Source organism: Pseudomonas rustica (assembly GCF_018336155.1).
Classification (GTDB): domain Bacteria; phylum Pseudomonadota; class Gammaproteobacteria; order Pseudomonadales; family Pseudomonadaceae; genus Aquipseudomonas; species Aquipseudomonas rustica.
The window spans coordinates 391,522-416,359 of record NZ_JAGYHF010000007.1 but is presented as its reverse complement, the minus strand read 5'-3'; the positions used below and the strand labels follow the sequence as shown (position 1 = coordinate 416,359).

The window sequence follows — 24,838 nt, the reverse complement described above, 5'->3', positions numbered from 1 at the left end:
CGAGGCGCGTGGCGAAAGTCTGGCCGGCCAGATCGCCGTGGCGTGGACTGTTCGTAATCGCGTGTTCGACGGAAAGGAAAAGTCGTGGTGGGGGGAGGGGTATGCGGGCGTGTGCCAGAAGCCCTATCAGTTCAGTTGCTGGAATAAGACCGATCCGAACTACCAGTTTGTGATCGGTGTGAAGCAGATCCCGTTTCGCGAGCTGGCGCAGGCGCGGATTGCGGCAGACCAAGTGATCGACGGCAAGGTAGCGGATCCCACCGGCGGCGCCACGCACTATTACGCCTCCAGCATCAAGGCGCCGGCCTGGTCGCTGAAGGCAAAGCAGACCCTGAAGTTGGGCGGTCACGTCTTCTTCAAGGATGTGCCGTGATCGCCGTGCCGTGGAGAGCAGTCGGTGCGCTGGCGCTGGTGTTGGTCAGCGCCGGCAGCACTTGGCAGTTGCAAGACTGGCGCTATGGAAAGCAGTTGGCTGAACAGGCCCGGCTGCACGCCGAAACCCTCAACCAACTGACGCTGGCCGGCGCCGTTGCACAACAGGCCGAGCAGAATAAGCGTCTCGCGCTCGAGCAAAGCTTGGCGACCAGTGAACAAGCACACTATAGGAAAATGGCCGATGCCCAACGTGATCAGGATCGCCTGCGCGATCGCCTTGCCACTGCTGATGTGCGCCTGTCAGTCCTCCTCGATGCGACCGACGTTGCCAACGGCCGCAACGTGTCAGTCTCCACCGGCGCCGGCGGCATGGATCATGGAACCCTACGAGCCAGACTTGACCCGGCGCATGCTCAACGAATTATCGCCATCACCGACAAAGGCGACCGGGGATTGATTGCCCTGCAGGCGTGCCAGGCTTATGTGAAAGCCTTGGCTCAATGACGCTCAGCTGCGCTTTCTATGATTATGAAGAGAGCCTCAATAGTGGCATCGGTTAAACAGCGCGCCGCTTCCAGCCCCTCCACGAATCCTTCTGCGCGCTCGACCGCCATGCGGATATCGACATCACCCTGTGCATCCGAAACCCTGCGTACCAGGGTGGAGATTTTGCTCTGGAGGGATTGGGGAAGCGTAAGGTCTTCAAGTCGTTTCATGTCGCGTCATCCATACAGCTACAGCATTGTGGTTTTGATTTGCATTATGTTCGACAGGACGCCGGGGGCGGGATTGTCTCTGTAGATTTCTTCCCCAAAACGCAACCGTTCGGGCCAATGTTTATTGAGTTCTGAACAGTCGCAAAATGTGGTGGTTTGCGGTGCTGATTTGGGGGGCAAGGCCTTGATTTAAAAGGCCTTGAACGATTCTTATAAGGCATCCCAGGCTTTGATGCCGAAAAGGTGCAACGTTTTACTTGAAACGGTCAAGGAATTGCCCCCTTTACAGGTGCTGGAGAAAAATGGTGACGGATTATGCCATGACCCTTCGGCGAATACGCAAAACCCTGTAGGAGCTGTCGAGTGAAACGAGGCTGCGATCTTTTGATTGTGTCTTTAAAGATCAAAAGATCGCAGCGTGCCGCAGCTCCTACACATTGTTGTGCGGACATCATTTGGGGCGTGTGCGACATAGGTGCAAACGCCAGGCGCATCCTAAGCGGCTAATATGGCAGTTCAACGCTGTCGATTGTCTGAGATTTCCGCTTTATGCAAACCGCTTACACCGTCCTGATCCTGCTGATGCTGGTCAGCGTCTCGCGTCTGGTCGGACGGGTCATCCCGCTGCCGCTTCCTTTAGTGCAAATCGCCGCCGGTGCCTTGCTCGCTTGGCCGACGCTGGGTCTGCACGTGGCCCTCGATCCCGAACTGTTCCTGTTTCTGTTCCTGCCGCCGCTGCTGTTTTCCGATGGCTGGCGCATGCCCAAACGCGAATTCTGGCATCTGCGCGGGCCGATTCTGACGCTGGCGGTGGGCCTCGTGCTGTTCACCGTGGTCGGCGCCGGTTACTTCATTCACTGGTTATTGCCGACGATTCCGTTGCCCGTGGCTTTCGCCTTGGCGGCTGTGTTGTCGCCGACCGACGCCGTGGCCGTCTCGGCTATTTCGCAGAACCGCTTGCCGACCCCGCTGATGCACATCCTGCAGGGCGAGGCGCTGATGAACGACGCCTCTGGCCTGGTGACCTTCAAGTTCGCCTTGGCCGCAGCCATCACCGGCGTGTTCTCGCTGACCAACGCCAGCCTGACCTTTGTCGTGGTGGCGCTCGGTGGTCTGGCGGTCGGCGTGGCGCTGAGCTGGCTGGTCGGGCGCCTGCGCTCGTGGATGATCGCGCGCGGCTGGGATGATCCAGCGACGCACGTTGTATTTATGTTGCTGCTGCCGTTCGCCGCGTATGTCTTGGCTGAACGCCTCGGCGTCTCGGGCATTCTTTCGGCGGTGGCGGCAGGGATGATGCAGAGCTGGCTCGACCTGCTGCCTCGGCAGACCAGCACCCGTTTGCTCAACCGCAGCGTCTGGTCGCTGCTGGAATTTGCTTTCAACGGCTTGATCTTCCTGCTACTCGGCCTTCAATTGCCGGACATCATCAAAGCCGTGGTCAGCCACGAACCGACGTTGTGGCCGACCCTGCTGTATCGCGGCCTCGACGTCGTGGCGATTTTCCTCGCGTTGGTGCTGCTGCGATTTATCTGGGTGCAGAGCATCTGGCGTTTGTCGGTGTTGCTGCGGCGTTTGCGCGGCAAGGGTGAGTTGACGCAAGTACCGACCGCACGTTCCTGCTGGTTGCTGACCGTCGGCGGTGTGCGCGGCGCGGTGACGCTGGCGGGTGTGATGTCGGTGCCGATGCTGATGGGCGCGGAGGCATTTCCCGAGCGTGATCTGCTGATCTTCATCGCCGCCGGGGTGATTCTGCTCTCGCTGATTTCGGCGTGTATCGCGCTGCCGCTGTTACTGCGCGGCATCGAAAAGAGCCCGGACGACAAGCGCCGGCAGGAAGTCCGCGATGCCTGGCGCAAAACCGCCGAAGCGGCGATTCACTCACTGGAAACCGAGGAGCTCCCACCGCAGGATGCGGCTCAAGCGGCGCTGGCGGCAGAGCTCAAGGCGCGAATCATGTCCGAATATCGTCATCAACTCGACGTGTTCAACGACTCCGCCGAAGCGCAGGCGATGGCATTTCAGATGGATCTGCTGGAGCGGCGTTTGCGTTTGAAGGCGCTGCGAGCGCAGCGCCTGGAACTCTACAGCCTCAGCCGTCATCACCAGATTGGTGATGACGTATTACGTGAAGTGTTGGGAGAGCTCGATTTGAGCGAGGCAAATCTGGGACAGGTGAAATAACCAAGCCCGGGTTTACACCGGGCAGGGGTAAGCCTTCGCCATGAAGGCTTTATCTTTTTCGCTGAGCTCCAGATTAAGAAAGTTCTGAAAATCGCCTGTGGTCCAGGATTGGTAGATGACGTAGTGCATGATCGACTTGCGGTCGTAGTCCGAGCAAATGCTGTCTTCGGCGGCTGCCCGATCAAGATACTCACGGTGTAGCCATTGGCGCTTCCTGTTCGCCTCGTAGTTATCCTCATCAGGATTATCGGTAATGCCGTGTCTTTCGTAGATGGCGGGCACGTTCCATGGAATTGCGGCTGCCGGGTGGATCTGTTCGTGTTCCGCACCCAGCATATGGCCGAACTCATGCATCACATTCGCGGCGAAATAACGCGCGTGAATGGCCGGGTGAGGCCAGAGCTGCATCGTCGCTGTATGGGTATTGAGTAAGGCGTCAGTGCCAATATTGGACGAGAAAACGCCATCGTTGCTAAGTATGCGGATATCCCCCTCGACACCCTCAACGAAATCAAACTTCAAGTTGATGTGCGGCAACCAATTGCTGGCTGCCGCGATGGTCGCGTCTTTGAACTCTTGGGTGCCATTGAGGAAGGCGATACGAAGAATGCGGCCGGGAGTCCACAGTTTCGATGGATTTTTTTTAGCCCACATCAGTAATGCACTCCACAAGCATTTGGCTGGGACAGGGCGGGGGCGTAAGTTGAATTGAATAACATGGTTTAACTTCCTTGTTTTATGCGAGATTGCTTATTGGGGATAGAGCAAGCTCATCATCTTGATGTCTTTCTTGCTGATCTCGCGATTGATCGGGTTCTCCCAGTCGCCTAAAGTCAAATCGTTAGATACCGGATGATGCATGATCGATTTACGGTCGTACTCGGTGTAAATCGCTTCGAGGGTGTTGAATGGCGTGAACAGGTTGAAGTCCACTTGCTCCGGGGTCAGCGGCCCCATCTCGCGGTTCTGGTAATAGTCGTACACTTTCGGTTTGTCCCAAGGGATGTCGGCCTGCGGATGCTGGTGTTCGTGCATGGCGCCCAGTGCATGGCCAAATTCGTGGGTGACAATGGTTTCAAAGTCTTCATGATCGGGTTTGACGCCCAGGTTCATCGTTGGCCAATCCGGATGAATCAGCAGCGCGTCTGTGCCGAGCATGGAACTGTTGTAATTATTCTTTGTGGCGATGCGAATATCACCTTGCAGGTCATCGACAAACTCGAAACTCAGATTAACGTATGGAATCCAGCGAACAGCTGCCTCCATGATTTTGCGTTTGTGATCAGGATCGACGTCGTCGATGAAGGCGATGGTCAGCGTTCGACCATTGGCCCACAGTTTTGAATAGTTGATCAGCGAGCGTTTGCGTCGACCGCCGCTGGCGAAAGTTGCGTTCGCCGGATTCTCTTTAATGGCCATCTCATAAGCAGCGAGATCATCCGGCCACTGTAGGAGTTTGCAATCCTGGAGATTATTCATATTTATCTTCTTCCCTGAAGTTGTACTTGATGTTTAATTTTATGCGATGAAATTCGCGAATCAAGAGTAAGTCGTGAGGGACGAAAGAGGGAGTGATTAGTTGTTTTGAAGTGTAACTTGCAAGCGCAAGTTACCGTGCCAGATTGCCTGGCACGGTATTCAGCTATTTATTTCTGACGGGTAATAAACGCGCGAATACGTTCTGCCGCTTCAACACATTCAGCCAACGGCGCAACCAGCGCCATACGCACACGGCCGGCACCCGGATTAACGCCATCGACATCACGGGACAGATAAGAACCCGGTACCACAGTGACATGCTCTTGTTCGAACAAATCACGGCAGAACGCCGCGTCATCACCGTTCACATTCGGCCACAAATAGAAGCTTCCATCCGGGCGCTGTACGTCCATCACCGGGCTGAGGATTTCCAGCACCGCATCAAACTTCTCGCGGTACAGCGCACGGTTGGCGCGCACGTGTTCTTCGTCGTTCCACGCGGCAACGCTGGCCAGTTGCGTTTGTACCGGCATCGCGCAGCCGTGGTAGGTGCGATAGAGCAGGAAGCCTTTGAGGATGTCGGCATCGCCAGCAACGAAACCGGAACGCAGGCCCGGCAGGTTGGAACGCTTGGACAGGCTGTGAAACACCACGCAACGTTTGAAGTCCTTGCGACCCAGTTCGACGCAAGCGGTGAGCAGGCCCGGCGGCGGTGTTTGCTCGTCGAAGTACAGTTCGCTGTAGCACTCGTCGGCGGCGATCACGAAGTCGTATTCGTCGGCCAGGGCGATGAGTTTTTTCAGCACGTCGACCGGGATCAGCGCGCCGGTCGGGTTGCCCGGCGAGCACAGAAACAGGATCTGGCAACGCTTCCAGATGTCCGGCGACACCGCGTCGAAATCCGGGTTGAAGCCGTTTTCGTCGAGGCACGGCAGATAATGCGGCTTGGCCCCGGCGAGGAACGCGGCGCCTTCGTAGATTTGATAGAACGGGTTCGGGCTGACCACCAGCGCATCGTCGCCGCGATTGACCACGGTCTGAGTGAAGGCGAACAGCGCTTCACGGGTGCCGTTGACCGGCAGCACGTTGCGCGCCGGATCGATCCAGCCGCTCGGCACGCCGAAACGACGCTCGCACCAGCCGGCAATGGCTTCGCGCAGGGCCGGGATGCCCAGGGTGGTCGGGTACACCGCCATCTGATCCAGACTGTTCGCCAGCGCTTCGGCGACAAAGCTTGGCGAGCGATGTTTCGGCTCGCCGATCGACAGGGCGATCGGACGCTTGTCCGGGTTCGGCGTGACGGTGCCGAGCAGGGCGCGGAGCTTTTCGAACGGGTAGGGCTGGAGCTGGTTCAGAGCGTTGTTCATTGGGGCCTCTTTAAGTGTGAAAGGGGAGCCATTGTGGCGAGGGGATTTATCCCCGTTCGGCTGCGAAGCAGTCGTAAAACCTGTGCGCGCGGACTTTCAGTCAAATCGCAGTGAATGGTTTTAGGGCCGCTACGCAGCCCAACGGGGATAAATCCCCTCGCCACAGGGGAAATTCATTGATTCAAATACTGATACGCGAAAGCTTGATATCCGGTTCCTGATTGACGCTCAACTGCTCAACAATCGCATCCTGCAAACGGCTGCACAGCAGCGGGTCGGACAGCGGCTGGTTGTGCGCGTCGGTGATAAAGAACACGTCTTCCACCCGCTCGCCCAAGGTCGCAATCTTGGCGTTCTGCAGCGACAGATCGAACTCCAGGAAAATCCCGCCGATCCGCGCCAGCAGTCCCGGCCGATCCGGTGCGGTCAGCTCCAGCACGGTCACCGGGCGCTGGGCGTCGTTGTGGATCGTCACTTGCGGCGCGAAGGCGAAATGCTTGAGCTGACGCGGCACCCGACGCTGAATGATCGTCGGGTAGTCATCCGGGTTGCGCAGCGCTTCGGTCAGGCCTTCGCGGATCTGTTTGACCCGCGTCGGGTTGTCGCCGATGGACTCGCCTTCGTTGTCGAGCACGATGTAGGTGTCGAGGGTGAACTGACTGCTCGAGGTGATAACCCGCGCGTCATGAATGTTCAGGTTGAGCTGATCCATCGCCGCCACGGTCACCGCGAAGAAGTCATGCTGATCCGGTGCATAAATGAAGATCTGTGTGCCGCCCTCGAACTCGCGCTGGGTGGTTTCCTTGATCAACACCAGCGGCCCGCCATCGACCGGTTGCTGCAGGATCGCATCGCTGTGCCAAGCCACGTCGCCGGCGGTGTGGCGCAGGAAATAGTCATCGCCCAACTGCGCCCACAACTGCTCGACGTCGTCCGGATCGGTGCCGCCGCGCACCAGAATGTCCAGTGCCGCGCTCTGGGTCTGGCGGATCTGCTCTTCGCGGTCGACCGGGTTTTCCAGGCCGCGACGCAAGGCGCGTTTGGTCTCGGTGTAGAGCTGACGCAACAGGCTCGCTCGCCACGAATTCCACAGTGTCGGGTTGGTGGCGTTGATGTCGGCCACGGTCAGCACGTACAGGTAGTCGAGGCGGGTTTCGTCGCCGACTGCCTGCGCGAAATCGTGGATCACCTGAGGGTCGGACAAGTCCTTGCGCTGCGCAGTGGTCGACATCACCAGATGGTTCTGCACCAGCCAGACAATCAGACGGCTGTCCCACACCGGCAACTGGTGGCGCTGGCAGAACGCCTCGGCATCGACCGCGCCGATCTCCGAGTGGTCGCCATGCCGACCCTTGCCGATGTCGTGGTACAGACCGGCCATGTAGATCAGTTCGGGCTTGGGCAGTTTCGCCATGAGCTTGGCGGCCAGCGGGAATTTTTCCGACACCTGGGTGTACTGCAATTTGCGCAGGTGCTTGATCAGGTTCAGCGTGTGCGCGTCGACCGTATAGATGTGGAACAGGTCGTGCTGCATCTGCCCGACGATAAAACCGAACTCCGGCAGATAACGCCCGAGAATGCCGTAGCGGTTCATCCGGCGCAGGTTGCGGTGGATGCCGATCTTGCACTTGAACAGCTCGATGAACAGGCTGGTGTTGCGAATATCGTTACGGAAATTGTCGTCGATCAGGTGACGGTGCTCACGCAGCAAGCGAATGGTATCGGCACGTACGCCTTTGATTTCCGGCTGCTGGGCCATCAGCACGAAGATTTCCAGCATGGCGAATGGCGTACGGCGGAACACGTTGTCGTTACGCGCTTCGATGTAGCCGTCATGCAACTGGAAACGTGCGTTGATCGGTTGCGGCGGCGCTTCGTCTTCCGGCGCGAGGATGACTTCCTCGAAGTGCTGGATGATCAGGTCGCTGAGCTGGGCGATGCTCATCACTACGCGGAAATACTGTTGCATGAAGTTTTCGACGGCCTGTTTGGCGTCGTCACCTTCAAAACCCAACAGGCCGGCAATGGTGCGCTGGTGATCGAACAGCAAGCGGTCTTCGGAACGTCCGGCGAGCATGTGCAGGGCGTAACGCACTTTCCAGAGGAATTCCTGGGAGGAGGCGAGCAGGGCGTTTTCGCTCTCAACGAGGAAACCTTCGCCTGCGAGGGCGCGCAGGTTCAGCGTGCCGTATTGGCGACGCGCAACCCACAGAATGGTCTGAATATCCCGTAGTCCGCCGGGCGAGCCTTTGACGTTGGGTTCCAGGTTGTACTCGGTGTCGTTGTATTTGTGGTGGCGGGCCTTTTGCTCGGCGCGTTTGGCCAGGAAGAATTCCTTGGCCGGCCACATGTGTGCGGTGCTGGTGACGTCGAGCATGCGCTGACGCAGACGCTCGGGGCCGCAAATGGTGCGGCTTTCCATCAGGTTGGTAACCACGGTCAGGTCGGCGCGCGCCTCTTGGGCGCATTCATCGACCGAGCGCACGCTCTGGCCGACTTCCAGGCCGATGTCCCACAGCAAAGTGAGAAAACGCTCGATGGAATCGCGGAAGACTTCGTGATCAGCGCTGTCCAGCAAGATCAGCAAATCAATGTCGGAATACGGGTGCAACTCTCCGCGGCCATAGCCGCCGACCGCGACCAGCGCAATGTCGGCGTCTTCGCTCCAGTTGAACTGCTCCCAGGCCTTTTGCAGGATGTTGTCGACGAACCAGGCACGGTCTTCGATCAGGCGGCGGATGTCGCGGCCATTGCGAAAACGCGTGTCGAGTACCTCGCGAGCCTGGCGGATCGCCTTCTTGAACGCCGCGATAGGACTCGCTTTGAGGGCCAGTTCAGCCTGGAACTGGCCGCGGTCGAAGAGTTCGGGATCCACCTGCGGCATTGATTGGCTTTCCTTCTATAAGGCTGGGAGCGTTTGCTGGATCAGGCCGAGATGCGCGGGATGGTGTCGTCGGCGCGCAGGGTGAAGATCTCGTAGCCGGTGTCGGTGACCAGCAGGGTGTGTTCCCACTGTGCCGACAGCTTGCGGTCTTTGGTGATCGCGGTCCAGCCGTCGCCCAATACTTTGGTGTCGGCCTTGCCCTGGTTGATCATCGGTTCGATGGTGAAGGTCATGCCGGCCTTCAGTTCCATACCAGTGCCGGCGCGGCCGTAGTGGAGAATCTGCGGCTCTTCGTGGAACACCTTGCCGATGCCGTGGCCGCAGAACTCGCGAACGACGGAGAAACCGTTCTTTTCCGCGTGCTTCTGAATCACTTCACCGATGTCGCCGAGGCGGCAACCGGGTTTGACGATTTCGATCGCCTTGTACATGCATTCCTGAGTGATCTGCGACAGACGCTCGGCCCAGACCGGCACTTCGCCTACGTGGAACATGCGGCTGGTGTCGCCGTGGTAGCCGTCTTTGATCACGGTCACGTCGATGTTCAGGGTGTCGCCGTTTTTCAGCGGCTTGTCGTTCGGGATGCCGTGGCACACCACGTGGTTGATCGAGGTGCAGATCGACTTCGGGTAGCCCTTGTAGTTGAGCGGGGCAGGGATGGCTTGCTGCACGTTGACGATGTAATCGTGGCAGATCTGGTTCAGCTCATCGGTGGTGACGCCCGGTTTGACATGTTCGGCAATCATTTCCAGCACATCGGCGGCCAGTTTGCCGGCGACACGCATGCCAGCGATGTCCTCGGGGGTTTTGAGGTTGACGGTCATACAGGCTCTCTCTGCGCTCGGCGGCGCTTGCTGATACGAATAGGGTGGCAGGTGTGCGTTTTGCGACCCTGAAAAACGCGATTCTAACAGACGCACGGCGCAATTCAGTGCCTGCGTGCATCGCTTCTCTCTATACAATGGTGCCCCTGAAGCCGATTCCAAGGGGGCTGCGCCCATGTCCTTGGTGCGAATACAGATTTCGTGTTCCGTTTCTGCGCACCCTGTGGTATAAAATGCGCCGCTTTCCGGGGATACCCCGAAAAGCTTAAATCCACACACGTGTCGACACGATGACCTGGGTGCTTTTGGCTTTATGCCACTGGTTGGTCATTGGGATACGTGGAGGCCAAACCCGACTTATTAAGGAACTATCATGTCCCAAGTCAATATGCGCGATATGCTGAAGGCCGGTGTGCACTTCGGTCACCAAACCCGTTACTGGAATCCGAAAATGGGTAAGTACATTTTCGGCGCGCGTAACAAGATTCACATCATCAACCTTGAAAAAACCCTGCCAATGTTCAACGAAGCTCTGACTTTCGTAGAGCGTCTGGCCCAGGGCAAAAACAAGATTCTGTTCGTCGGCACCAAGCGTTCCGCTGGCAAGATCGTTGCTGAAGAAGCAGCACGTTGCGGTTCGCCGTACGTCGATCACCGCTGGTTGGGCGGCATGCTGACCAACTTCAAAACCATTCGTGCTTCCATCAAGCGTCTGCGTGACCTTGAAGTTCAAGCCGAAGACGGTACTTTCGCCAAGCTGACCAAGAAAGAAGCGCTGATGCGCACTCGTGATCTTGAGAAGCTGGATCGTTCGCTGGGCGGCATCAAGGACATGGGCGGTCTGCCAGACGCACTGTTCGTGATCGACGTTGACCACGAGCGCATCGCGATCACCGAAGCCAACAAGCTGGGCATCCCGGTTATCGGCGTTGTCGATACCAACAGCAGCCCGGAAGGCGTTGACTACATCATCCCAGGCAACGATGACGCAATCCGCGCTATCCAGCTGTACATGGGTTCGATGGCTGACGCAGTTATCCGTGGTCGCAACAATGTTGGCGGCGGCACTGTAGAATTCGCAGCTGAAGAAGCTCCGGCAGCTGCAGCTGAGTAATTAACGCCCTGGCGTTGACTCAGTAAGCAAAAAGGGGGCTTGGCCCCCTTTTTGCCACCTCGAAAACCATTTGTCGGCAGCGCAGCTACAGCATCTGTAACGTGCAGCGGCTACAAACGGCTTCGGGAAGAATTGAACGCCCGTTCGATCGGGTGGAATGGTTGAAAACCTATCCAAGAGGAATTTGAAAATGGCAGCAATTACTGCAGCGTTGGTTAAAGAACTGCGTGAGCGTACCGGCGAAGGCATGATGGATTGCAAGAAAGCCCTGGAAAAGGCTGACGGCGACATCGAAAAAGCCATTGATGACATGCGTGCTTCGGGCGCAATCAAGGCTGCCAAAAAAGCAGGCAACGTAGCTGCTGAAGGCGCGATCGCTCTGAAAGAAGACGGCAAATCTGCTGTTCTGCTGGAAGTGAACTCGCAGACCGACTTCCTGGCTCTGCAGGACGACTTCAAGGCATTCGTTGCTGAAAGCATTGAAAAAGCCTTCGCTGACAAGCTGACCGATGTTGCTCCGCTGATCGAAGCGCAAGAAGCTGCTCGTCTGGTACTGGTCGGCAAGGTTGGCGAAAACGTCAACATCCGTCGTCTGGTTCGCGTAGAAGGCGACGTTGTTGGTGGCTACCTGCACGGCAACAAGATCGGTGTTGCAGTTGTTCTGAAAGGCGGCAACGTTGAACTGGCCAAAGACATCGCTATGCACGTAGCGGCCAGCAACCCTGAGTTCCTGCTGCCATCGGAAGTTTCGGCTGAAGCGATCGAGCGCGAAAAAGCTGTGTTCCTGCAGCTGAACGAAGAGAAAATCAAAGGCAAGCCAGAAAACATTGTTGAAAATATGGTCAAAGGCCGTATCAGCAAGTTCCTGGCAGAAGCAAGCCTGGTTGAGCAGGCGTTCGTCAAGAACCCTGAAATCAAGGTTGGCGAACTGGCCAAGAAAGCCGGTGCTGAAATCGTTTCCTTCACCTACTTCAAAGTAGGCGAAGGCATCGAGAAGCCGGTCGACAACTTCGCTGAAGAAGTTGCTGCCCAGCTGGCTGCCGCCAAGCAATAAGACAGTTTTCAACTGTCGCCCGAAAGAGGCTGCCCGCTTACGCGCGCAGCCTCTTTTCAGATGGGGTAGCCAATTTTTTATTGGTTTCCACTTGGAACTGACTTACAAAGCCATGTTCCGATGGCGCTGAAGCAGCGCCAAGCTAGAGTGAACGCCAGCTGTAAACAGCTCGCACAGAATTTTTTAATACGCCGCAGGAGAGATTCGCAATGGCTCAGCAGGGCAGTGGTTATCAGGCTCGCTATAAACGCATTCTACTCAAGCTTAGCGGCGAGGCCCTGATGGGCTCGGAAGAGTTCGGGATCGATCCGAAAGTACTCGATCGCATGGCGCTGGAAGTCGGCCAACTGGTCGGCATCGGTGTTCAGGTCGGTCTGGTGATCGGTGGCGGTAACCTGTTCCGTGGCGAAGCCCTGAGCAAAGCCGGTATGGATCGGGTCACAGGCGACCACATGGGCATGCTGGCCACTGTGATGAACGCCCTGGCCATGCGCGATGCGCTGGAACGTGCCAATATCTCGGCCATCGTGATGTCGGCGATTTCCATGGTTGGCGTAACCGATCACTATGATCGCCGCAAAGCCATGCGTCACCTGAACTCCAAGGACGTCGTGATTTTCGCAGCCGGTACCGGCAACCCGTTCTTCACCACGGATTCGGCAGCCTGCCTGCGTGCCATCGAAATCGATGCCGACGTCGTGCTGAAAGCGACCAAGGTCGATGGTGTTTACACCGCAGACCCGTTCAAAGACCCGCATGCCGAGAAGTTCGATCATCTTACTTATGATGAAGTACTGGATCGCAAGCTGGGTGTAATGGATCTGACTGCTATCTGCCTGTGCCGCGATCACAAGATGCCGCTGCGCGTATTCAACATGAACAAACCTGGTGCCCTGCTGAACATCGTCCATGGCGGCGCTGAAGGCACCCTGATCGAGGAAGGTCAACAATGATCAACGAAATCAAAAAAGACGCTCAAGAGCGCATGCAAAAATCCCTGGACTCTCTGGCTCACGCCTTTGGCCAGATCCGTACCGGTAAGGCTCACCCAAGCATTCTGGGCAGCGTGATGGTGCCGTACTACGGCGCTGACACCTCCATCACCCAGGTTGCCAACATCACTGTTAAAGATTCGCGCACCCTGCAAGTCGTGGCTTTCGAGCGCAACATGCTCGCTGCCGTCGACAAGGCAATCCAGAGCGCTGGCCTGAACCTCAACCCGACCAACCTCGGTGAGTTGTTGCTGATCTCCATGCCTGCCCTGACTGAAGAAACCCGTAAGGGCTTCACCAAGCAGGCGCGCAGCGCTGCTGAAGACGCTCGTGTTGCCGTGCGCAACATCCGTCGTGACGCGTTGGGCGAGCTGAAGAAGCTGGTCAAGGATAAAGAAATCAGCGAAGACGAAGAGCGTCGTGCAATCGCCGATATCGATAAGCTGACCAAGGATTCCGAAGCCATGATCACCAAGGCCACGGAAGAGAAAGAAAAAGACCTGATGGCCGTATAAGGGTCGAGCTTTTAATGGACAAGACCAAGCAGACTGCGCCGTCCGCGGTGCCGCGCCATGTCGCGATCATCATGGATGGTAATAATCGCTGGGCTAAAAAACGCTTTATGCCGGGTGTCGCCGGGCATAAAGCGGGCGTGGATGCTGTGCGAGCCGTCATCGAGGTGTGCGCTGAGGCCAAGGTCGAAGTGTTGACCTTGTTCGCCTTCTCCAGTGAAAACTGGCAGCGCCCGGCCGATGAAGTCAGCGCCTTGATGGATCTGTTTTTCAAGGCGTTGCGTCGTGAGGCCAAGCGCCTCAACGACAACAACATCTGCCTGCGCATCATTGGCGATCGCACGCGCTTCCATCCTGAACTTCAGGCGGCGATGCGCGAAGCCGAAGCAATGACTGCCGGTGCCAACCGTTTTGTTCTGCAGATCGCCGCCAACTACGGCGGTCAGTGGGATATCGCGCAGGCTGCACAGCGCCTGGCACGCGAAGTTCAGGCCGGGCATCTGCGTCCGGAAGACATCACTCCGGATCTTTTGCAAACCTGTCTGGTCACCGGCGATCTGCCGTTGCCGGATTTGTGCATCCGCACCGGTGGTGAGCACCGCATCAGCAACTTCCTGCTGTGGCAGCTGGCTTACGCCGAGTTGTACTTCTCCGACCTGTTCTGGCCGGACTTCAAACACGATGCCATGCGCACTGCGCTGGCCGATTTCGCTTCACGTCAACGTCGCTTCGGTAAAACGAGCGAACAGGTCGAAGCTGGAGCCCGGGTTTAATGCTTAAACAACGAATCATCACTGCACTGATCCTGCTGCCGATTGCCTTGTGCGGGTTTTTCCTGCTCGAAGGCTCCGGGTTTGCCTTGTTCATCGGTCTGGTCGTGACTTTGGGTGCCTGGGAATGGGCGCGTCTGGCAGGTTTCACCGGGCAAGCGTTCCGGGTGGGTTTTGCCGCCGTGGTCGCGTTCATGCTCTTCATCATGTACATCTTGCCCGGCCTTGCGCCATGGGTGCTCGGTGCTTCGGTGTTGTGGTGGGCAGTGGCGACTTACCTGGTGCTTACTTACCCGGCCTCCAGTGCTCATTGGTCCAGTGCGGCGACCAAACTGGTGATCGGTCTGCTGATTCTGTTGCCGGCCTGGCAAGGTCTGGTGCAGATCAAACAGTACCCGTTGGGTAACTGGCTGATCATGGCGGTGATGGTGTTGGTGTGGGGCGCTGATATCGGCGCCTACTTCTCCGGCCGTGCTTTCGGCAAGCGCAAACTGGCCCCGCAGGTCAGCCCGGGCAAAAGCTGGGAAGGCGTTTACGGTGGTCTGGCATTGAGTCTGGTGATCACCGCCATCGTTGGTCTGGTGCGCGACTGGACAGTGGCCGAACTGCTCAAGGGCTTAATCGGCGCTGCGCTGATCGTCTTCATCTCGGTGGTCGGCGACCTCACCGAAAGCATGTTCAAGCGTCAATCCGGCATCAAGGACAGCAGCAATCTGCTGCCCGGGCATGGCGGTGTGCTTGACCGCATCGACAGCCTGACCGCAGCGATTCCGGTGTTTGCCGTGCTGTTGTGGATGGCCGCACCGTGAGCCGAGCCCAACAGATTACCGTTCTGGGGGCGACCGGTTCGATTGGCCTGAGCACCCTGGATGTCATCGCGCGTCACCCTGAGCGTTATCAAGTATTCGCCCTGAGCGGTTTCACTCGCCTGAGCGAACTGCTGGCCTTGTGCGTGCGCCATGTGCCGCAGTTTGCCGTGGTGCCTGAAGTCGCCGCTGCCCGTGGCCTGCAAGATGATCTGCGTGCCGCGGGTTTGCCGACGCGGGTGCTGGTGGGCGAGGAGGGCTTGTGCCAGGTCGCCTCCGCGCCGGAAGTCGATGCGGTGATGGCGGCGATTGTGGGTGCAGCGGGGCTGCGTCCGACTTTGGCAGCCGTCGAGGCTGGCAAAAAGATTCTCCTGGCTAATAAAGAAGCGCTGGTGATGTCCGGTGCTTTGTTCATGCAAGCCGTGCGCAAAAGCGGTTCGGTGCTGTTGCCAATCGACAGCGAACACAACGCGATTTTCCAGTGCATGCCACAGGATTTTGCTCGTGGTTTGAGCTCGGTCGGCGTGCGAAGGATTTTACTGACAGCCTCTGGTGGCCCGTTCCGACAGACACCGATGGCTGAACTGGTGCATGTTTCACCTGACCAAGCGTGTGCGCATCCGAACTGGTCCATGGGTCGCAAGATTTCCGTGGATTCGGCCAGCATGATGAACAAAGGCCTTGAGCTCATCGAAGCCTGCTGGTTGTTCGATGCCAAGCCGTCGCAGGTCGAGGTGGTGATTCATCCGCAAAGCGTGATTCACTCGTTGGTCGATTACGTCGACGGCTCGGTGCTGGCGCAGTTGGGTAACCCTGACATGCGCACGCCGATTGCCAATGCGTTGGCCTGGCCAGAACGTATTGATTCCGGTGTGGCACCGCTCGATCTGTTTGCCATCGCGCGCCTGGATTTCGAAGCGCCTGATGAAGAACGTTTCCCGTGCCTGCGTCTGGCCCGCCAAGCGGCCGAGGCGGGTGACAGCGCACCGGCGATGCTCAACGCGGCCAATGAAGTGGCCGTGGCAGCGTTTCTCGATGGACGGGTTCGTTACCTGGAAATCGCGAGTATCATCGAGGAAGTCTTGAATCTCGAACCCGTGGTTGCACTGGATGATCTCGAAGCGGTGTTTACCGCCGACGCCAAGGCACGAGTTTTGGCCGAACAATGGTTGAAACGTCACGACCGATAAGTTTTGCAACACAATGGCTTTACGCGGCACTGAACAGGATTGCGGAGAAAGTAGATGAGCGCGCTCTATATGATTGCCGGCACCCTGATCGCTTTGGGTGTGCTGGTCACCTTTCATGAATTCGGCCATTTCTGGGTCGCGCGTCGCTGTGGCGTCAAGGTTCTGCGTTTTTCCGTAGGCTTTGGTATGCCGTTGCTGCGCTGGCACGACAAGAAAGGCACCGAGTTCGTGATCGCCGCGATTCCGCTGGGTGGTTACGTCAAGATGCTCGACGAGCGTGAAGGCGAAGTGCCGCTGGATCAGCTTGATCAGTCGTTCAATCGCAAATCTGTACGCCAGCGTATTGCCATCGTGGCTGCCGGCCCGATCGCCAACTTCCTGCTGGCTCTGGTGTTTTTCTGGGTGCTGGCGATGCTTGGCAGTCAGCAAATACGCCCGGTCATCGGTGGTGTGGAGTCCGGCAGTATCGCGGCCAAGGCCGGTTTGACGGCGGGTCAGGAAATTGTCGCAATTGATGGCGAGCCGACTTCTGGTTGGGCAGCGGTCAATTTGCAGTTGGTACGTCGACTGGGTGAGAGCGGTTCGCTGCAGTTGTTGGTGCGTGAGCAGGGCTCTACTGCTGATTCGCCGCGTGAGCTGGCGCTGGATCATTGGCTGAAAGGAGCTGATGAGCCGGATCCGATTCGCTCGTTGGGTATTCGTCCATGGCGTCCGGCATTGCCGCCGGTGCTCGCCGAGCTCGATCCAAAAGGCCCGGCGCAAGCTGCTGGCCTGAAAACCGGCGACCGTCTGGTCTCGCTCGACGGTCTGGCGCTAAACGACTGGCAGCAAGTGGTTGATACTGTTCGTACGCGTCCTGATACCAAAATCATGCTGCGTGTCGAGCGTGATGGTGCTCAAATTGACGTCCCGGTGACGCTGGCGGCGCGTGGCGAAAGCAAGGCGCCGAGCGGTTATCTGGGCGCTGGCGTCAAAGCGATCGACTGGCCACCGGAAATGATCCGCGAGGTCAGTTACGGGCCTTTGGCCGCGATTGGCGAGGGCGCTCGTCGCACTTGGACCATGAGCGTTCTGACCCTCGATTCGCTAAAGAAAATGCTGTTCGGCGAGCTCTCGGTAAAAAACTTGAGTGGACCGATAACCATTGCTAAAGTGGCGGGCGCTTCTGCCCAGTCGGGCGTCGCTGATTTCCTGAATTTCCTTGCTTATCTGAGTATTAGCCTGGGGGTTCTGAATTTGCTGCCCATTCCTGTACTGGATGGGGGGCATTTGTTGTTTTATCTGATCGAGTGGGCGCGTGGTCGTCCCTTGTCGGATCGGGTGCAAGGTTGGGGGATACAGATCGGTATCAGTTTGGTGGTCGGAGTGATGTTGTTAGCTCTGGTCAACGATCTGGGTCGACTGTAACGCTTCGCTGAATTGCGAATCTGCCGCATTTTGCGGCAGTTTGTTTATTGCCAGTTGGAATAAGAAAGGACTTCATGAAACGTCTGCTGCTAACTGCGGTTCTCACCGTATTGATGATCGCCGAAGTTCACGCCGAGTCCTTCACTATCTCTGATATTCGCGTCAATGGCCTCCAGCGGGTCTCCGCGGGTAGTGTCTTTGGTGCCTTGCCGTTGAACGTCGGCGAGCAGGCGGATGATCGTCGCCTGGTGGAATCCACTCGTGCGTTGTTCAAAACCGGTTTCTTTCAAGATATCCAGCTGGGCCGCGAAGGCAACGTACTGGTAATCACGGTCGTTGAACGTCCGTCGGTCGCCAGTATCGAGATCGAAGGCAACAAGGCGATCTCCACCGAAGACTTGATGAAAGGTCTCAAACAGTCCGGTCTGTCCGAAGGCGAGATCTTCCAGCGTGCCACCCTCGAAGGTGTGCGTAACGAACTGCAACGTCAGTACGTTGCTCAGGGTCGCTACTCGGCCACCGTTGATACCGAAGTGGTTTCGCAGCCACGTAACCGTGTTGGTCTGAAAGTGAAGATCAACGAAGGTACCGTTGCGGCCATTCAGCACATCAACGTCGTTGGCAACACGGTTTTCCCTGAGGAAGACCTGACCGACCTGTTCGAACTGAAAACCACCAACTGGCTGTCGTTCTTCAAGAACGATGACAAGTACGCCCGTGAAAAGCTTTCCGGTGACCTGGAGCGTCTGCGTTCCTACTACCTGGATCGCGGCTATATCAACATGGATATCGCTTCGACCCAGGTGTCCATCACCCCGGACAAGAAACACGTCTACATCACCGTTAACGTCACCGAAGGCGAGAAGTACACCGTTCGTGACGTCAAACTCAGCGGTGACCTGAAAGTCCCTGAAGACCAGGTCAAATCGCTGTTGCTGGTGCAGAAGGGCCAGGTGTTCTCGCGCAAGCTGATGACCACCACCTCCGAACTGATCACCCGTCGTCTGGGTAACGAGGGTTACACCTTCGCCAACGTCAACGGTGTTCCGCAGCCACACGATGACGACCACACTGTCGACATTCTGTTTGCTGTCGATCCGGGCAAGCGTGCTTACGTCAACCGTATCAACTTCCGTGGCAACACCAAGTCGGAAGACGAAGTGCTGCGCCGTGAAATGCGTCAGATGGAAGGCGGCTGGGCTTCGACCTATCTGATCGACCAGTCCAAGACCCGTCTTGAGCGTCTGGGCTTCTTTAAAGAAGTCAACGTTGAAACCCCGGCTGTGCCAGGTGTCGACGACCAGGTTGACGTGAACTACAGCGTTGAAGAGCAGGCTTCCGGTTCGATCACCGCCAGCGTCGGTTTCGCGCAGAGCGCCGGTCTGATCCTCGGTGGTTCGATCACCCAGAACAACTTCCTCGGTACCGGTAACCGCGTCAGCGTCGGCCTGACCCGAAGCGAATACCAGAGCCGCTACAACTTCGGCTACGTTGACCCGTACTGGACCGCCGATGGCGTGAGCCTGGGTTACAACGCGTTCTATCGCACCACTGACTACGATGACCTCGATGTCGACGTTGCAAGCTATGCGGTAGACAGCCTGGGTGCTGGCGTAAACGTCGGCTACCCGATCAGCGAGACTTCGCGTCTGACCTTCGGTCTGTCCGTTCAACAGGATGAGATCAAAACCGGTACCTACACAGTTGACGAGATTTTTGACTTCGTTAACAAGGAAGGCGACAAGTACCTGAACTTCAAGGCGTCGGCCGGCTGGTCTGAATCGACCCTGAACAAAGGCGTACTGCCGACCCGTGGTCGTTCGCAGAGCCTGACGCTGGAATCGACGATTCCGGGCAGCGACCTGTCGTTCTTCAAGCTTGATTACCGTGGTCAGCTGTTCCAGCCGATCACTGAAAACTACACCCTGCGTCTGCACACCGAATTGGGTTATGGCGACGGTTACGGTTCGACTGACGGCTTGCCGTTCTATGAAAACTACTATGCTGGTGGTTTCAACTCGGTTCGTGGCTTCAAGGACAGCACTCTGGGTCCTCGCAGCACACCAAGCACGGGTAAAAACGGTACTCTGCCCGATCCGGATCAGGATCCACTGCCGTTCGGTGGCAACGTTCTGATTCAGGGCGGTGTTGAAGTATTGTTCCCGCTGCCTTTCGTCAAAGATCAACGCTCCCTGCGTACGTCGGTATTCTGGGATGTGGGTAACGTGTTTGATTCGCAGTGCAAGGACACCACGAACACTGATGGTTCGAAGTCCAACACGCAGTGCAACGACATCAGCCTGAGCAACATGGCGAGTTCCGTTGGTGTAGGGGTGACCTGGGTCACCGCACTGGGTCCTCTGAGCTTCGCGTTGGCCATGCCGATCAAGAAACCGGATGACGCTGAAACTCAAGTGTTCCAATTCTCCCTCGGCCAGACGTTCTAAGCGTCTGACCCAAGATAACGACAATGGATTTTGTAGGAGTGCATCGTGCGTAAGTTGACTCAATTGGTTCTCCTGGCCTCCGTACTGGTGGCAGGCCCGGCTTTCGCCGACATGAAAATCGCTGTTCTGAACTATCAGATGGCTTTGCTGGAATCGGACGCGGCCAAGAAGTACGCCGTTGATGCCGAGAAAAAGTTCGGTCCGCAACTGACCAAACTGAAGACTCTGGAAAGCAGCGCCAAAGGCATTCAGGATCGTCTGATGGCCGGTGGCGACAAAATGCAGCAGGGTGAGCGCGAGCGTCTGGAGCTTGAATTCAAGCAAAAGGCCCGTGACTTCCAGTTCCAGTCCAAAGAACTGAACGAAGCCAAAGCTGTTGCTGACCGCGAAATGCTCAAGCAACTGAAGCCGAAGCTGGATGGCGCAGTGGAAGAAGTCATCAAGAAAGGTGGTTTTGACCTGGTGTTCGAGCGTGGCGCAGTGATCGATGTCAAACCTCAGTACGACATCACGCGCCAGGTTATCGAGCGCATGAATCAGCTGAAGTAACCCATGACCGTGACCATCAAACTCGGCCAGTTGGCCGAGTTCCTCGGCGCCACCCTGCGTGGCGACCCGGAGAAGCAAATTACTGGGCTAGCCACTTTGCAAGAGGCTGGCCCAGCTCAGTTGAGCTTTCTGGCAAACCCTCAATACCGCAAATTCCTGGCAGGTTCGCAGGCGGCAGCGCTATTGCTCAAAGAAGCTGATGCTGAAGGCTTTGCCGGAAATGCGCTGGTGGTGCCGGATCCTTATCTGGCCTACGCACGTATCTCGCACTTGTTCGATCCCAAACCAAAAGCTGCGGCGGGTATCCACCCGTCGGCAGTGATTGCGGACGACGCGGTGGTTGATCCAACCGCCAGCATCGGCCCGTTTGTAGTGATCGAAGCCGGTGCGCGTATCGCTGCTCAAGTGACCTTGGGCGCCCACTGCTTTATCGGTGCGCGCAGTGAAATTGGTGAAGGCGGCTGGCTCGCGCCCCGCGTGACCCTGTATCACGACGTGCGCATCGGCAAACGTGTGGTGATTCAGTCCGGTGCTGTGCTCGGTGGTGAGGGCTTCGGCTTTGCCAACGAGAAGGGTATCTGGCAGAAAATCGCCCAGATCGGTGGCGTGACCATCGGCGACGACGTAGAGATTGGCGTGAATACCGCTATCGACCGTGGCGCATTGGCCGATACCGTGATCGGCAATGGCGTGAAACTCGATAACCAGATTCAGATCGCGCACAACGTTCAGGTCGGTGATCACACCGCCATGGCCGCGTGTGTCGGGATCTCCGGCAGCACCAAGATCGGCAAGCATTGCATGCTCGCTGGCGGTGTCGGTCTGGTTGGGCACATTGATATTTGCGACAACGTTTTCCTCACCGGGATGACCATGGTGACCCACTCGATTACCGAGCCAGGCGCCTACTCATCCGGTACAGCCATGCAACCGGCGGCCGAATGGCGCAAAAGCGCGGCCCGTATTCGTCAGCTCGATGACATCGCGCGACGTTTGAAACAGCTGGAAAAGCGCGTAGGGGAAGTGACCCCTGACGGCAATGCTTCATCAGATGGCTGATACCATTTCCATATCAAGTGTGCACAGCCTCTAGACTGCCTCCTTGATTTGCTAGAGGAGTGCGCGTCAGTCGCGCTCCCAATCTTTACATAGGCTTCCCCCCGAAATGATGGACATCAACGAGATTCGCGAATACCTGCCTCACCGTTACCCGTTCCTGCTGGTGGACCGGGTGGTGGAACTGGACACTGAAGGCAAGCGCATTCGCGCCTACAAGAATGTCAGCATCAATGAACCGTTCTTCAATGGTCACTTCCCTGCGCATCCAATCATGCCGGGTGTATTGATCATCGAAGCAATGGCTCAGGCTGCCGGGATCCTCGGTTTCAAAATGCTTGATGTGAAGCCTGCCGACGGTACGCTTTACTACTTCGTCGGTTCCGACAAGCTGCGCTTCCGCCAGCCTGTGTTGCCAGGCGACCAGTTGATCCTTGAAGCCAAGTTCCTGAGCTGCAAGCGTCAGATCTGGAAATTCGAATGCCAGGCTTCGGTCGACGGCAAGCCGGTCTGCTCGGCTGAAATCATCTGCGCGGAACGCAAGCTATGAGTTTGATTGACCCTCGCGCAATCATCGATCCGTCGGCCGTTCTGGCTGACGGTGTCGAGGTCGGCCCGTGGTCGATCGTCGGCGCCGGTGTGGAAATCGGCGAGGGTACCGTGATCGGGCCCCATGTAATTCTTAAAGGCCCGACCCGCATCGGTAAGCACAATCGCATCTACCAGTTTTCTTCGGTAGGCGAGGACACGCCCGATCTGAAATACAAAGGTGAAGAAACCCGTCTGGTGATTGGTGACCATAACGTCATCCGCGAAGGCGTGACCATTCACCGTGGCACCGTTCAGGATCGTTCCGAAACGACGCTGGGCGACCACAACCTGATCATGGCCTATGCCCACATCGGTCACGACAGCGTCATCGGCAACAACTGCATTCTGGTCAACAACACCGCGTTAGCCGGCCATGTACACGTTGATGACTGGGCGATCCTCTCCGGTTTCACCCTCGTACATCAGTATTGCCACATCGGCGCCCACAGCTTTTCCGGCATGGGCACGGCGATCGGCAAGGACGTTCCGGCGTTCGTGACAGTATTCGGCAACCCGGCGGAAGCACGCAGCATGAACTTCGAAGGCATGCGCCGTCGTGGGTTCAGCGAAGACGCGATCCACACCCTGCGTCGCGCCTACAAAACCGTGTACCGCCAAGGCCTGACGGTCGAGCAGGCACTGGCTGAGCTGGCAGAACCGGCGGCGCAGTTCCCGGAAGTTGCGATTTTCCGCGACTCGATCCAGTCGTCGACTCGCGGCATCACTCGCTGATCATGGCCAATCTGCGTATTGCGCTGGTGGCGGGTGAGGCTTCCGGCGACATTCTCGGCGCCGGTCTGATGCGCGCCCTCAAGGCACAGCATCCGGCGGTCGAGTTCATCGGCGTCGGTGGCCCGTTGATGCAGGCCGAAGGCCTGACTTCCTACTTTCCCATGGAACGCTTGTCGGTCATGGGCCTGGTAGAAGTGCTCGGGCGTCTGCGTGAGTTGCTCAAGCGCCGCAAGGAGCTGATCGCCACGCTGATCGCCGAGAAACCCGATGTGTTCATCGGCATCGATGCCCCGGATTTCAACCTTAATATCGAATTGAAGCTGCGTCAGGCCGGGATCAAAACCGTGCACTACGTCAGCCCGTCGGTGTGGGCATGGCGGCAGAAACGCGTGTTGAAGATTCGCGAAGGCTGCGATCTGATGCTGACGCTGCTGCCGTTCGAAGCGAAATTCTACGAAGAGAAGGGCGTGCCGGTGCGGTTCGTCGGCCACACGCTGGCCGATGCCATTCCGCTGGAGGCTGATCGTGCTGCCGCGCGTGCCGAGTTGGGCTTGCCTGACGGCCCGCTGGTGGCCTTGATGCCCGGCAGCCGTGGCGGCGAAGTGTCTCGACTTGGTGCGTTGTTCCTCGATACCGCCGAACGTCTGCGTGCCATGCGTCCGGGGCTGCGCTTCGTTATCCCTTGCGCCAATGCCGAGCGTCGCGCGCAGCTCGAAGAGCTGCTCGCCGGCCGCGATCTGCCGGTGACCTTGCTCGACGGCAAATCCCATCTGGCCCTGGCCGCGTGCAACGCCGTGTTGATCGCTTCCGGTACCGCGACCCTTGAAGCGCTGCTGTACAAGCGGCCGATGGTGGTCGCCTATCGCTTGGCACCGCTGACGTTCTGGATTCTCAAGCGCATGGTAAAGAGCCCTTACGTGTCCTTGCCGAACCTGCTCGCCCAGCGTCTGCTGGTGCCAGAATTGTTGCAGGATGATGCGACGGTTGAGGCACTGGCCCAGACCTTGTCGCCGTTGATCGAGGGCGGTGAGGAGCAGACGCGCGGTTTCGACGAGATCCACCGCACGCTGCGCCGGGATGCCTCCAATCAGGCGGCGGACGCCGTCCTTAACCTGATCGGTCAAAAACAATGAGCAAGACAAGCATGCAGATGGGTCTGGATTTCACCCTGGTCGCCGAAGTCGAAGAACTGGTGGCCGGTGTCGATGAAGTCGGTCGCGGCCCGTTGTGCGGTGCCGTGGTGACGGCGGCGGTGATCCTCGATCCGAACCGGCCGATTCTCGGTCTCAACGACTCGAAGAAGCTCACCGAAGCCAAGCGTGAAAAGCTCTACGACGAGATCATCGAGAAGTCGCTGAGCTGGTGCATTGCCCGCGCCGAAGTCGAAGAAATCGACGAACTGAACATCCTTCACGCGACCATGCTCGCCATGCAGCGCGCGGTCGCTGGCCTGCATATTCAGCCGAAGCTGGCGATGATCGACGGCAACCGCTGCCCACACTTGCCGATGCGCGCTGAAGCGGTGGTGCAGGGCGACGGTAAGGTGCCGGCCATCGCAGCGGCATCGATTCTGGCCAAGGTCAGTCGTGACCGTGAAATGGCTGCATTTGAATTGATCTACCCGGGTTACGGCATCGGCGGCCATAAAGGCTACCCGACGCCCGTTCATCTGGAAGCCTTGGTACGTCTGGGCCCGACGCCGATTCACCGGCGCTCGTTCGCCCCGGTGCGTCTGGCTTACGAAGCGCTGGAAGGCCTGACGCAGGTTTAGTCGCAAGGCTGATGTTTTGTT

At 57.7% G+C, this 24,838-nt stretch carries 24 protein-coding genes; 18 read left to right on the top strand and 6 right to left on the bottom strand.

Features of this window, described 5'->3' with window-relative positions:
• A partial coding sequence (locus KFS80_RS16515; RefSeq protein ID WP_212545342.1) for a cell wall hydrolase occupies positions 1-373 on the top strand: 373 nt, incomplete at its 5' end.
• Positions 373-879 (top strand): lysis system spanin subunit, encoded by a 507-nt coding sequence (locus tag KFS80_RS16510; protein WP_212545351.1) that lies wholly within the window; start codon positions 373-375, stop codon positions 877-879. The genes KFS80_RS16515 and KFS80_RS16510, both read left to right, overlap by 1 nt.
• Here KFS80_RS16510 and KFS80_RS16505 read toward each other — a convergent pair.
• On the bottom strand, positions 873-1,091 hold the full coding sequence (locus KFS80_RS16505) for a hypothetical protein (RefSeq protein WP_212545341.1): 219 nt from the start codon (positions 1,089-1,091) through the stop codon (positions 873-875). The genes KFS80_RS16510 and KFS80_RS16505 overlap by 7 nt on opposite strands.
• A 549-nt stretch (positions 1,092-1,640) precedes the next feature.
• Here KFS80_RS16505 and KFS80_RS16500 point away from each other — a divergent pair.
• Positions 1,641-3,272 carry a Na+/H+ antiporter gene (locus KFS80_RS16500; RefSeq protein WP_053117608.1) on the top strand — a complete coding sequence of 544 codons (1,632 nt, stop codon included), beginning with the start codon at positions 1,641-1,643 and terminating at the stop codon, positions 3,270-3,272.
• Between the two features lie 12 nt (positions 3,273-3,284).
• Here the strand turns inward: KFS80_RS16500 and KFS80_RS16495 are convergent, their stop codons facing one another.
• The 5 genes from KFS80_RS16495 to map form a co-directional block, all read right to left on the bottom strand.
• Positions 3,285-3,926, bottom strand: coding sequence for a zinc metalloprotease (locus KFS80_RS16495; RefSeq protein ID WP_212545340.1), 642 nt, complete (start codon positions 3,924-3,926; stop codon positions 3,285-3,287).
• Between the two features lie 96 nt (positions 3,927-4,022).
• Entirely contained in the window at positions 4,023-4,751 is a 729-nt protein-coding gene (locus tag KFS80_RS16490) for a zinc metalloprotease (protein ID WP_159813083.1), read from the bottom strand.
• A 167-nt stretch (positions 4,752-4,918) separates the two neighbouring features.
• Positions 4,919-6,118, bottom strand: a complete 1,200-nt coding sequence (gene dapC, locus KFS80_RS16485; protein ID WP_212545339.1) for a succinyldiaminopimelate transaminase — start codon at positions 6,116-6,118, stop codon at positions 4,919-4,921.
• Positions 6,119-6,299: 181 nt separating this feature from the next.
• Positions 6,300-9,002 carry a [protein-PII] uridylyltransferase gene (locus KFS80_RS16480; protein ID WP_053117617.1) on the bottom strand — a complete coding sequence of 901 codons (2,703 nt, stop codon included), beginning with the start codon at positions 9,000-9,002 and terminating at the stop codon, positions 6,300-6,302.
• Positions 9,003-9,043: 41 nt separating this feature from the next.
• Complete coding sequence (gene map / locus KFS80_RS16475; RefSeq protein WP_016985097.1) at positions 9,044-9,826, bottom strand: type I methionyl aminopeptidase; 783 nt, start codon at positions 9,824-9,826, stop codon at positions 9,044-9,046.
• A 373-nt stretch (positions 9,827-10,199) separates the two neighbouring features.
• Here map and rpsB point away from each other — a divergent pair, with 373 nt between their 5' ends.
• From rpsB to rnhB, 15 genes are all read left to right on the top strand, one after another.
• The gene (rpsB, locus tag KFS80_RS16470) at positions 10,200-10,940 is read left to right on the top strand and encodes a 30S ribosomal protein S2 (RefSeq protein ID WP_053117619.1); all 741 of its coding nucleotides are present in this window, start codon (positions 10,200-10,202) and stop codon (positions 10,938-10,940) included.
• 190 nt (positions 10,941-11,130) lie between these two features.
• Positions 11,131-11,994: a translation elongation factor Ts gene (gene tsf, locus KFS80_RS16465; protein WP_007908856.1), complete on the top strand. Its 864-nt coding sequence runs from the start codon at positions 11,131-11,133 to the stop codon at positions 11,992-11,994.
• A gap of 209 nt (positions 11,995-12,203) precedes the next feature.
• A complete protein-coding gene (gene pyrH / locus KFS80_RS16460) occupies positions 12,204-12,947 on the top strand; it encodes a UMP kinase (protein WP_003222124.1) in 744 nt (247 codons plus the stop codon).
• Complete coding sequence (gene frr / locus KFS80_RS16455; protein ID WP_053117621.1) at positions 12,944-13,501, top strand: ribosome recycling factor; 558 nt, start codon at positions 12,944-12,946, stop codon at positions 13,499-13,501. Before pyrH ends, frr begins: the two co-directional genes overlap by 4 nt.
• 14 nt (positions 13,502-13,515) lie before the next feature.
• Complete coding sequence (gene uppS, locus KFS80_RS16450; RefSeq protein ID WP_053117623.1) at positions 13,516-14,271, top strand: polyprenyl diphosphate synthase; 756 nt, start codon at positions 13,516-13,518, stop codon at positions 14,269-14,271.
• Positions 14,271-15,077 carry a phosphatidate cytidylyltransferase gene (locus KFS80_RS16445; protein WP_053117625.1) on the top strand — a complete coding sequence of 269 codons (807 nt, stop codon included), beginning with the start codon at positions 14,271-14,273 and terminating at the stop codon, positions 15,075-15,077. The genes uppS and KFS80_RS16445 overlap by 1 nt, the downstream gene beginning before the upstream one ends.
• On the top strand, positions 15,074-16,264 hold the full coding sequence (gene ispC, locus KFS80_RS16440; RefSeq protein WP_212545338.1) for a 1-deoxy-D-xylulose-5-phosphate reductoisomerase: 1,191 nt from the start codon (positions 15,074-15,076) through the stop codon (positions 16,262-16,264). Before KFS80_RS16445 ends, ispC begins: the two co-directional genes overlap by 4 nt.
• Positions 16,265-16,318: 54 nt before the next feature.
• The gene (gene rseP / locus KFS80_RS16435; RefSeq protein ID WP_212545337.1) at positions 16,319-17,671 is read left to right on the top strand and encodes a sigma E protease regulator RseP; all 1,353 of its coding nucleotides are present in this window, start codon (positions 16,319-16,321) and stop codon (positions 17,669-17,671) included.
• A 74-nt stretch (positions 17,672-17,745) separates the two neighbouring features.
• Positions 17,746-20,118, top strand: a complete 2,373-nt coding sequence (bamA, locus tag KFS80_RS16430; RefSeq protein WP_053117631.1) for an outer membrane protein assembly factor BamA — start codon at positions 17,746-17,748, stop codon at positions 20,116-20,118.
• Positions 20,119-20,163: 45 nt separating this feature from the next.
• Positions 20,164-20,667, top strand: a complete 504-nt coding sequence (locus KFS80_RS16425) for an OmpH/Skp family outer membrane protein (protein ID WP_042557882.1) — start codon at positions 20,164-20,166, stop codon at positions 20,665-20,667.
• Positions 20,668-20,670: 3 nt separating this feature from the next.
• The gene (lpxD, locus tag KFS80_RS16420) at positions 20,671-21,726 is read left to right on the top strand and encodes a UDP-3-O-(3-hydroxymyristoyl)glucosamine N-acyltransferase (RefSeq protein ID WP_212545336.1); all 1,056 of its coding nucleotides are present in this window, start codon (positions 20,671-20,673) and stop codon (positions 21,724-21,726) included.
• Between the two features lie 106 nt (positions 21,727-21,832).
• Positions 21,833-22,273 carry a 3-hydroxyacyl-ACP dehydratase FabZ gene (gene fabZ, locus KFS80_RS16415; protein WP_053117635.1) on the top strand — a complete coding sequence of 147 codons (441 nt, stop codon included), beginning with the start codon at positions 21,833-21,835 and terminating at the stop codon, positions 22,271-22,273.
• Positions 22,270-23,046, top strand: a complete 777-nt coding sequence (gene lpxA, locus KFS80_RS16410; RefSeq protein ID WP_159813095.1) for an acyl-ACP--UDP-N-acetylglucosamine O-acyltransferase — start codon at positions 22,270-22,272, stop codon at positions 23,044-23,046. Before fabZ ends, lpxA begins: the two co-directional genes overlap by 4 nt.
• Before the next feature lie 2 nt (positions 23,047-23,048).
• Positions 23,049-24,179, top strand: a complete 1,131-nt coding sequence (lpxB, locus tag KFS80_RS16405) for a lipid-A-disaccharide synthase (protein WP_212545335.1) — start codon at positions 23,049-23,051, stop codon at positions 24,177-24,179.
• 11 nt (positions 24,180-24,190) lie between these two features.
• Positions 24,191-24,817, top strand: a complete 627-nt coding sequence (rnhB, locus tag KFS80_RS16400) for a ribonuclease HII (RefSeq protein WP_159813170.1) — start codon at positions 24,191-24,193, stop codon at positions 24,815-24,817.
• Positions 24,818-24,838 lie beyond the last annotated feature (21 nt).

Bases quoted from the DNA above. Each gene is read 5' to 3' on its own strand.
- rseP (WP_212545337.1), top strand. From the start codon at position 16,319: ATGAGCGCGCTCTATATGATTGCCGGCACCCTGATCGCTTTGGGTGTG.
- KFS80_RS16495 (WP_212545340.1), bottom strand. From the start codon at position 3,926: ATGTGGGCTAAAAAAAATCCATCGAAACTGTGGACTCCCGGCCGCATT.
- bamA (WP_053117631.1), top strand. From the start codon at position 17,746: ATGAAACGTCTGCTGCTAACTGCGGTTCTCACCGTATTGATGATCGCC.
- KFS80_RS16445 (WP_053117625.1), top strand. From the start codon at position 14,271: ATGCTTAAACAACGAATCATCACTGCACTGATCCTGCTGCCGATTGCC.
- KFS80_RS16500 (WP_053117608.1), top strand. From the start codon at position 1,641: ATGCAAACCGCTTACACCGTCCTGATCCTGCTGATGCTGGTCAGCGTC.
- KFS80_RS16505 (WP_212545341.1), bottom strand. From the start codon at position 1,091: ATGAAACGACTTGAAGACCTTACGCTTCCCCAATCCCTCCAGAGCAAA.
- fabZ (WP_053117635.1), top strand. From the start codon at position 21,833: ATGATGGACATCAACGAGATTCGCGAATACCTGCCTCACCGTTACCCG.
- KFS80_RS16490 (WP_159813083.1), bottom strand. From the start codon at position 4,751: ATGAATAATCTCCAGGATTGCAAACTCCTACAGTGGCCGGATGATCTC.
- dapC (WP_212545339.1), bottom strand. From the start codon at position 6,118: ATGAACAACGCTCTGAACCAGCTCCAGCCCTACCCGTTCGAAAAGCTC.
- lpxA (WP_159813095.1), top strand. From the start codon at position 22,270: ATGAGTTTGATTGACCCTCGCGCAATCATCGATCCGTCGGCCGTTCTG.
- lpxB (WP_212545335.1), top strand. From the start codon at position 23,049: ATGGCCAATCTGCGTATTGCGCTGGTGGCGGGTGAGGCTTCCGGCGAC.
- uppS (WP_053117623.1), top strand. From the start codon at position 13,516: ATGGACAAGACCAAGCAGACTGCGCCGTCCGCGGTGCCGCGCCATGTC.
- rpsB (WP_053117619.1), top strand. From the start codon at position 10,200: ATGTCCCAAGTCAATATGCGCGATATGCTGAAGGCCGGTGTGCACTTC.
- KFS80_RS16480 (WP_053117617.1), bottom strand. From the start codon at position 9,002: ATGCCGCAGGTGGATCCCGAACTCTTCGACCGCGGCCAGTTCCAGGCT.
- frr (WP_053117621.1), top strand. From the start codon at position 12,944: ATGATCAACGAAATCAAAAAAGACGCTCAAGAGCGCATGCAAAAATCC.
- rnhB (WP_159813170.1), top strand. From the start codon at position 24,191: ATGCAGATGGGTCTGGATTTCACCCTGGTCGCCGAAGTCGAAGAACTG.
- pyrH (WP_003222124.1), top strand. From the start codon at position 12,204: ATGGCTCAGCAGGGCAGTGGTTATCAGGCTCGCTATAAACGCATTCTA.
- tsf (WP_007908856.1), top strand. From the start codon at position 11,131: ATGGCAGCAATTACTGCAGCGTTGGTTAAAGAACTGCGTGAGCGTACC.
- lpxD (WP_212545336.1), top strand. From the start codon at position 20,671: ATGACCGTGACCATCAAACTCGGCCAGTTGGCCGAGTTCCTCGGCGCC.
- map (WP_016985097.1), bottom strand. From the start codon at position 9,826: ATGACCGTCAACCTCAAAACCCCCGAGGACATCGCTGGCATGCGTGTC.